Genomic DNA, 8,180 nt, shown 5'->3' with positions numbered 1-8,180 from the left:
CGACCCGCCTGCTCACCGCCGGCCCCTCCCCCCACGCAAGACCAGGTGACAACTCACCGTGACCTGGTGTACGCTGAAAGCGATTGCTCCCCGCCGTCCTCGGGCCGGCGGGGAATTCTTTTGCCCCCACACACTGTAGTCATGTGATATCTAGTGATGTCCCCCGCACGTGTCGTGGTGTTCATCGACTATCAATACCTGCAGACCGCAGCGCTCAGCCGGTTCTGGCCGAGAAACACCCACCCTTCTCAAGGTCACATCGATCCGGTCCGCCTCGCCCACCTGATCGTGGACAGGCGATCGGCCAGCGGACGGCCTAGCCGACTGGCCCAGGTCCGTGTCTACCGTGGCTACCCGAGCCGTGATCGGCAGCCCGCCGCGGCCTCCGCGAACGACCGCCAGGCCGACGCCTGGCGCCGGTCGCCGCTGGTCGTGGTGAAGCGCCGCCCCCTTCGTTACCCAAGGGGATGGCCGACCATGCCCGCGCAGGAGAAGGGCATCGATGTTGCTCTGGCGGTGGACGTCGTCCGGCTCGCCGGGGATCGACAACGCCTTCGATGTCGGTGTGCTGGTCAGTGGAGACACCAATCTGCTGCCCGCGATCGAGGCCGTCATGGAGTTGCGCCGCGGGCACGTCGAGGTCGCGGCGTGGCGGGGTGGCGGGAGGCTGATGCTGCCGGGCACATCGCTGCCCTGGTGCCACTGGATGGACGAGGCCGACTACCGGTCCGCCGAGGACCTGACCGACTACAGCAAGCGTTCGTGATCCCTGTGGGAGGGCCGGGGTGATGGGGGCCTGGTGTAAAAGCGATGGTCCGGGTGGCATGGACCGGCATAGTGTGGTCTCGGCCCCCGATCACCGACACCCTCGCCGCCGCGACCCCCGAGTGGCCGCCCGGCACCGCGCACGGCTACCACGGGGTCAGCATCGGCCACCTGGCCGGCGAGATCGTCCGCAGGATCTCCGGCGGGACCTTGAGCGAGTACCTGGCCGGTGAGATCACCGGGCCGCTCGGCCTGGACTGCTACGTCCGGGTTCCGGACGCGGCCATGCCGCGGATGGCCAAGATGGTGCTTCCCGACGTCGAGTCGCTGCGCCTGGGCATGCAGATACCGGAGATGGCCGACTTCGTCACGGCGCTGAACGACCCGGAGACCCTGACCTACCGCGCCCTGTACGGGAGCGTCGTGATGGGCTGGGAGTCGGGCAACGACCCGCGGACCTTCCAGGTGGAGAGCCCGTCGATGGACGGAGTCGCCTCGGCGCACTCGCTGGCCCGCTACTTCGCCGCGATGATCGGCGAGGTGGACGGCATCCGGCTGTTCGGCCCTGATCTGGTCGACCGGATCAGAGAGCCGCAGGCCGACGGGATGGACATGATCCTGCGGGTGCGCACGGCGTGGGGCGTGGGCTTCGCCGTGCCCGGCGGGCCGTTCTGGCCCGCGCCCGAGAAGATCACCGGGCTCTTCGGGCGAAGCGGGGCCACCGGGTCGTTCGCCTTCGCCTTCGCCGACCCCCGGCCGCGGCCTCGCCTTCGGCTATGTGCCCAACGGGGGCTCCGAACTCCTCGAAGGCGGTGACTTCCGGGTCAGGTCGCTGGTCGAGGCGGTTTACGCCGTCGTGGCCTGACCCGGAGGGTCAGGGGGCCGATGAGGCCAGGCGGGCGTCCACCGCCTCGGCCGAAAGGACGTGCTCGATCACCCGGACCGCGTTCCCCACGATCCCGGCGCGCCGCCCCAGCGTGCTGTTGGCGATCTCCAGGTTGCGCGTGGTGTAGGGGAGGGAGCGCCGGTAGACCGTCTCCCGGATGCCGGTCAGGTAGTGCTCCTTGGTCTCGGCCATGTCGCCGCCCAGCACCAGCACCCCGGGGTTGAGCAGGCTGACCGCCGTGGCCAGCACGATGCCGAGCGTGCGGCCGGCCTCCTGGGTCACGTCGATCGCGTCCGGGTCGCCCGCCTGGACCAGGCGTACCACGTCGCGGCTGGAGGACGCGTCGCGTCCCATCCGGGTCAGCTCGCGCGCCACCGCGCGCCCGCTGGCCAGGGAGGCGACGCAGCCGCGCGACCCGCACGAGCACACACGGTCGTCCTCCTCCCTGATCCGCACGTGGCCGATGCTGCCGGCCGCGTCCTCCGCGCCCCGGTAGATGCGGCCGTCGAGCACGATCCCCGCGCCGACGCCGGTCGAGACCTTGACCAGCAGCAGCGACCGGGACGCGCGCCAGGAGGCCCACCATTCGCCCATCGCCATGGCGGTCGCGTCGTTCTCCACCAGGATCGGCACGTCGAACGATCCGCGCAGGACATCGGCGATGGGGTAGTCGTCCCAGCCGGGCATGAGGAAGGACCGCACGACCCGGCCGGACTCGTGGTCCACCGAGCCGGGTACCGCGATCCCGACGCCGCACACCGCCGACATCGGGCTGCCGGTCTTGTCCAGCAGCCGGAAGAACGCCTCGCGGACCCAGTCCAGCACCTGCTGCGGGCCGCGGTCGATGTGGATCTCGGCGAACTCCTCGGCCACCGCCGTGGCCGACATGTCGGTCAGCGCGACGCCGGCGTGCCCGGCTCCGAGGTCGGCGACGAGCACCAGCCGCGCGGACGGGTCGACTTCGAGGACCGACGGCGGACGTCCGCCCTCCGAGGCGCCCACCCCGCACTCGCGGATGTAGCCCGCCTCGATGAGCCGGTCCACCCGGTCACTGATCGTCGATCGGGACAGCCCGGTGTACGCGATCAGCTCCTTGCGGGTACGGCAGCGCCCTTCCCGGATGAGCCACAGGATCTGGCCAGGTGACAGACTCTCTCACCCCTTCTCCGCGCCGGCCGTCAGCCCCTCGGTGAGCAGGCGTTCGCCGGCGAAGAACAAAATCACGATCGGGAGCGTCAGCACCACCGATCCCGCCATCAGTACCGTAGTGGGAATCTCAATACTCCCGGCAAGTTGTGACAGACCTAGCGAAACCGTCCACTTCTCCCTGCGCTCCACCAGGAACAGCAGCGCGAACAGGAACTCGTTCCAGGCGATCATGAAGACGTAGAGCCCGGTCGCCATCAGCGCCGGCTTGGACAGCGGCAGCGTGACCCGCCACACCGTGGCCAGCCGCCCGCAGCCGTCGATCGCCGCCGCCTCCTCCACGCCGGCCGGCACGGTCTCGAAGTAGTTGCGCAGCATGTAGGCCGTCACCGGGATCGTCTGGGAGATGTACACCAGCACCAGCCCCACCAGCGAGCCGCGCAGCCCCATCATGGTGAACAGCACGAACAGCGGAATCGCCAGCACGATCGCCGGGAACAGGTAGACCGCCAGGAACAGGAAGTGCACCTGACGGCGGCCGAAGAAGCGCAGCCGGGCCACCGCGTAAGCGCCGGGAATGGCGATCGCCAAAGTCAGCACCACGGCGGCGATCGCGATGAGCGCGCTGTTCCTGATGAACGTCAGGAAGCCCTGCCCGCCCGACTCCTCCGAGGCCAGCACCTCACGGTAGGTGCCGATGGTGATCTCCGACGGCAGCAGCGCGCCCGGGCGGAGGATCAGGTCCTGGATGTCGCGCAGGGACAGCATGACCATGTAGTAGAAGGGGAAGGCGGTGGCCACCACCAGCACCGCGATCACCACCCACCGCAGCACCCCCAAGACGGCCCGCTCCACCCGGTCGCGGGTCCACCGGCGGGCGGGCGCGGTGCTCATGGCCCCTCCTTCGCGAAGAAGCGCAGGTAGATCGTCAGGAACACGACCAGTACGACGGCCAGCACGAGCGCCTGGGCCGCCGAGGCGCCGATGTCGCCGCGCGCGGTGAGCAGGTTGTAGACCCGCACGCTGACCACCTCGGTCCCGGCCGCGCCGCCGGTCAGCAGGTAGACGTCGTCGAACTTGTTGAAGGTGAACACGAACCGCAGCACCGCCAGCAGCGCGATCACCCTCCCGAGCTGGGGCAGCGTGACGTGCGCGAACCGCTGCACGGGCGTGGCCCCGTCCACCAGCGCGGCCTCGTCCAGGTCGCGGGGCAGCGCCTGGAGCCTGGCCAGGATGAACAGGAAGGCGAAGGGGAAGTACCGCCACGCCTCGAAGGCGATCACGGTGAGCAGTGCGAGGGGCACGTCCACGCCGAGGAAGGTGCCTTCGGCCTGGGTGAGGAAGGCGACCGGGTCGTCCCAGCCGAGCAGCCGGGTGCCGAGCACGTTGGCGATGCCGTACCGGGGGTCGAGCATGACCTCCCACACGAACGTGGCGGCGACGACCGGCGCGACGTACGGCAGCAGGATGGAGGCGCGCACCAGCGTGCGGCCGCGAAAGCCGCTGCGCAGCGCCAGCGCGGCGGCCAGGCCGCCGCCGATGGAAAGGGCCGTGCCCGCCACGGTGTAGACGAGGGTGGTGGCCAGCGAGCCCCAAAAGCCCGGCTCGGACAGCACGTAGGCGAAGTTGCCGAGCGTGTAGTTGCCGAGCAGGCCGGTGTAGCGGATGTTGATGAGCCGGGCGTCCTGGAAGGCCAGCATGATCGCCCAGGCCATCGGGACGATCACCACGACCAGTGTGATGACCAGCGTCGGGGAGATCAGGACCAGCCCGGCGCGCGACTCCTGCCCGCGCAGGGTGCGCGAGCGGCGGGGGAAGGTGCGCGCCGGGGTCATTGCCGCAGGCCGCGCTTGATCGCCTCGACGTCCCGCCTGGCCTGCGCGGCGGCCTGCTGCGGGGTGAGCGAGCCGGTGACGACGCCGTTGAGCGCCTTGGGCACCGGCAGCTCGCCCATGGCCGCGCCGACCAGCTTGCCCTGGCCCTGCGGGATGCCCCACCGGGAGAAGGTCTCGGGGCTGGTGCGCAGCGCGTCCAGCACGGGCTTCGGGTAGACCTCCGACAGCGGCCGCTTGCCGTCGACGCCGGCGGGCGCGCGGCTCCAGGCGTCCGCGTAACCCTCGCGTACCGGGACCTTGCCCTCGGGCGCCATGCCGAACCACCGCTCGTAGCCGTCGCTCATCATGTAGGTGACGAAGGAGCGCGCGGCGTCCTTGTCGGCCTCCCTGGTGACCGCCCAGGAGACGATCTCGCCGTACTGCGCGGGCCGCGGGGAGTCCGGGCCGGACAGCGCGGTCACCACGCCGGTGTTCTCGGCCAGGAACTCCGGGTCGGCGCGGCACTCGGCGCAGCTCGGCAGCGTGTCCCGGCGCAGCCCGGCCAGCTCGTCGAGCACGAACGACGACCAGATCGTCATCGCGGCCCTGCCGGAGAAGTACGTCGCCCGGGTGGTGTCCACGTCCTGCTTGCCGGGCACGGAGAAGTTCCTGGCCAGCTCGCCGTAGAGCTGGAAGGCCCGTACGCACGCGGGGGAGTCCAGCGCCACCGCGCCGCGCCCGTCGATCATCTGGCAGCCGTTGGCCAGCGCGACGTGCTCGAAGCTCTGCGCGGTGAAGGAGTCGCGGGCCGACACGGCGAGCGTGATCCCGGCCATGTCGTCGCGGTTCAGCGCGCGCGCCGCCGTGAGCAGCCCGGCGAGCGTCCGCGGCGGCTCCAGGCCCGCCTTGGCGAACAGGTCCTTGCGGTAGAGGACGAGCTGCGCCCACGCGTCGCTCGGTACGGCCAGCAGCCGCCCATCCGCGGTGTTGAGCTCCAGCGCGCGCGGGATGAAGGTGTCCCTGCCCAGCTCTTCCATGACCGCGCCGGGGGTCTCCAGGTCCAGCAGGTCGTCGGCCTCCAGCTCGCGCACCGACGCCAGCGGCAGCGCGCCGATCACGTCGGGCAGCTCACTGGCCGCCGCGGCGGCGGTGATGACCTGGCTGAACTGGTCCTCCGCGACGCCCACGAGATCGACCTTGATCCCGGTCCGCTTGGTGAAGTCGGCCGCGATCACCCGCTGCGCCGCCATCCGGTCGGGAAGGTTCTCCTCGGTCCAGACGGTGATGGTGGAGTCGTCGCGCCCTTCGCCGCCGCCGCAACCGGCCAGGAGTCCGGCGAGGATCAGGGAGCAGGCCGAGGCGATCGCCCTTCCCGGCATGTGCTCGCCCCCTCACGTCAGGTAGGCCCCGATCGGTGATGTGCGCGTCCACTACCCCTGGCGGCGGCGGTAATCCAGCCGCGTGGGGTCGCGGGCTTGGGGGGCCTGGTAGGTCTCATTCCACTTATGCGTGATTCAAAAGCGGGTAGAGTGTTGGTGGAAGCAGTAACCCAGGTGCTTTTGGTTGATCAGAAAGCATAAGTCTCGGTGTGCAACGTTACAATTCCCCGAAACCGACTGTGAATCCCCCTGTGAAGACTGTTGTGAACCGCGTCGTCAGCATCAAGGGACCGGGCTCCGTCGAGGTGATCGGCGAGCGTCCCGCGGAGTTGTCTCCCGGCAGTGTCCGCGTCCGCACCCTCTACTCGGGCATCTCCGCGGGCACCGAGCTGACCGCCTACCGTGGCACCAACCCCTACCTCACCCGGCGCTGGGACGCGGCCAACGGCCTGTTCGTCGAAGGGCGCACCCACCTCTACCCGCTGACCGGCTGGGGCTACCAGGAGGTCGGCGAGGTGGTCGAGGCCGCCCCCGACGTCACCGACCCCCCGCTCGGCTCGATCGTGTGGGGCATCTGGGGCCATCGCGGCGAGGCGGTGGTGCCCGCGGCCAAGCTGGCGGGGCACGTCCTGCCGCCCGGCGCCGACCCGCTGACCGGCGTCTTCGCCCGGGTGGGCGCCATCGCGCTGAACGCCGTGCACGCCGCGGGGATCCACCTCGGTGACGAGCTGGCGGTCTTCGGGCAGGGCGTGATCGGCCTGCTGGCCACCCGCCTGGCGGTGCTCAACGGGGGGAGGGTGGTCGCCGCCGACGCGATCCCGCAGCGCCTCGCGCTGGCCAAGGCGTACGGCGCGGCCGAGGCGTTCGACGTGACCTCCGGGTCGGCCGCCGAGTTCGTCCGCAAGCTGACCGGCGGGGTCGGTGCCGACACCGCGATCGAGCTGAGCGGCAACCACGCCGGGCTGCACGAGGCGATCAGGACGGTCCGCCGCGGCGGCCGGGTGGTCGCGGCCGGCTTCTACCAGGACGGCGCGCTCGACCTGCGGCTCGGCGAGGAGTTCCACCACAACCAGGTGCAGCTCGTGGCCTCCCAGATCTCCAGCGTGGCCTCCTGGCTGGTCCACCGGTGGGACGTCCCTCGGTTGCAGCGCACGTTCATGGACCTGGCCGTCGCCGGCCGGGTCGATACCGCCGCGCTGGTCACCCATGTGGTCGATGTCACCGAGGCCGCCGAGGTCTACGCGATGATCGACCGGCGTCCGCACGAGGTGCTTCAGGTGGTCTTCAAGTTCGATTCCGCGCCCGAGCGGAGTACGGCGCCCGAGGAGTTCGTCCAGCGATGACAGCGATGACAGCGATGACAGCGATGACAGCGAAAACCATGCGGATCACCTGCCAGGAGCAGCTCGTCCCCGGCCGCACCCTGCAGGAGAAGTTCGACTTCGCGACCGCCGCCGGATTCGACGGCATCGAGCTGCGCGGCAAGGGCGGGCGGCATTTCGAGTCCCGGCTGTGCGAGCTGACGCGGGCCAAGGCCGACGGCGTGGTGATGCCGACGGTCTGCGTGGACATGCCCCACTTCATCGGCGACTTCTCGGCCGAGCTGCGCCGCGACGCGATCGACCAGTTGCGGTCGCAGCTCTCGGTGATCGCCGAGCTGGGCGGCCTCGGAGTGATGACGCCCGCCTCATGGGGGCAGTTCTCGCTGCGGCTGCCGCCGTTCGAGCCGCCGCGCCCGCCCGCCGAAGACCGGGCGGTGCTGCTCGACGCGCTGACCGAGCTGGGCGAGCACGCGGCCGCGCTGGACGTGCTGATCATGCTGGAACCGCTCAACCGCTACGAGAACCACATGGTCAACACCCTCGCCCAGGCCGTCGAGCTGTGCCGGGCGACCGGGCTCGGTTCGGTCCGGGCGGTCGGCGACACCTACCACATGAACATCGAAGAGGACGACCCCTGCTCGGCGCTCGCCGAGGCCGCTCCCCACCTCGCGCACATGCAGGTCAGCGAGTCCAACCGGCACCAGCCGGGCACCGGCCACCTGGACTGGGCGGCCCACCTGGCCACCCTCGACGCGATCGGTTACCACGGCGACCTCGCCCTGGAGTGCCGGCTGCGCGGCGAGCCGGAGACGGCGCTCCCGCAGACGGCCGCGTTCCTCAGAATGTTCCTGTGATCCCCGTCCTCCCC

8 protein-coding genes are annotated in these 8,180 nt (G+C 70.5%); 4 read left to right on the top strand and 4 right to left on the bottom strand.

Going from position 1 to position 8,180, the window contains the following annotated elements; genetic code table 11:
• Window positions 1-502 precede the first annotated feature (502 nt).
• Window positions 503-766 carry a hypothetical protein gene (locus C1I98_RS41260; RefSeq protein ID WP_199536797.1) on the top strand — a complete coding sequence of 88 codons (264 nt, stop codon included), beginning with the start codon at window positions 503-505 and terminating at the stop codon, window positions 764-766.
• Window positions 767-837: 71 nt separating this feature from the next.
• Complete coding sequence (locus C1I98_RS08000) at window positions 838-1,581, top strand: serine hydrolase domain-containing protein (RefSeq protein ID WP_158557958.1); 744 nt, start codon at window positions 838-840, stop codon at window positions 1,579-1,581.
• 58 nt (window positions 1,582-1,639) lie between these two features.
• Here C1I98_RS08000 and C1I98_RS07995 read toward each other — a convergent pair whose 3' ends face one another.
• From C1I98_RS07995 to C1I98_RS07980, 4 genes are read right to left on the bottom strand one after another with little or no spacing between them, the layout of a single operon-like run.
• Entirely contained in the window at window positions 1,640-2,782 is a 1,143-nt protein-coding gene (locus tag C1I98_RS07995) for an ROK family transcriptional regulator (protein ID WP_267898022.1), read from the bottom strand.
• A gap of 24 nt (window positions 2,783-2,806) precedes the next feature.
• Window positions 2,807-3,691, bottom strand: coding sequence for a carbohydrate ABC transporter permease (locus C1I98_RS07990; RefSeq protein ID WP_111166433.1), 885 nt, complete (start codon window positions 3,689-3,691; stop codon window positions 2,807-2,809).
• Window positions 3,688-4,632: a carbohydrate ABC transporter permease gene (locus tag C1I98_RS07985; RefSeq protein WP_111166432.1), complete on the bottom strand. Its 945-nt coding sequence runs from the start codon at window positions 4,630-4,632 to the stop codon at window positions 3,688-3,690. Before C1I98_RS07985 ends, C1I98_RS07990 begins: the two co-directional genes overlap by 4 nt.
• Entirely contained in the window at window positions 4,629-5,990 is a 1,362-nt protein-coding gene (locus C1I98_RS07980; RefSeq protein WP_111166431.1) for an ABC transporter substrate-binding protein, read from the bottom strand. Before C1I98_RS07980 ends, C1I98_RS07985 begins: the two co-directional genes overlap by 4 nt.
• Window positions 5,991-6,241: 251 nt before the next feature.
• Between C1I98_RS07980 and C1I98_RS07975 the strand changes: the two genes are divergently transcribed.
• A complete protein-coding gene (locus C1I98_RS07975) occupies window positions 6,242-7,333 on the top strand; it encodes a zinc-dependent alcohol dehydrogenase (RefSeq protein ID WP_233507426.1) in 1,092 nt (363 codons plus the stop codon).
• Window positions 7,334-7,356: 23 nt separating this feature from the next.
• A complete protein-coding gene (locus tag C1I98_RS07970) occupies window positions 7,357-8,166 on the top strand; it encodes a sugar phosphate isomerase/epimerase family protein (RefSeq protein WP_233507424.1) in 810 nt (269 codons plus the stop codon).
• Window positions 8,167-8,180 lie beyond the last annotated feature (14 nt).

Origin of the sequence: Spongiactinospora gelatinilytica, from assembly GCF_003236385.1 — a bacterium.
Classification (GTDB): Bacteria; Actinomycetota; Actinomycetes; order Streptosporangiales; family Streptosporangiaceae; genus Spongiactinospora; species Spongiactinospora gelatinilytica.
Note: the sequence above shows the minus strand (reverse complement) of the source record. Positions and strands in the feature narration are given on the sequence as shown.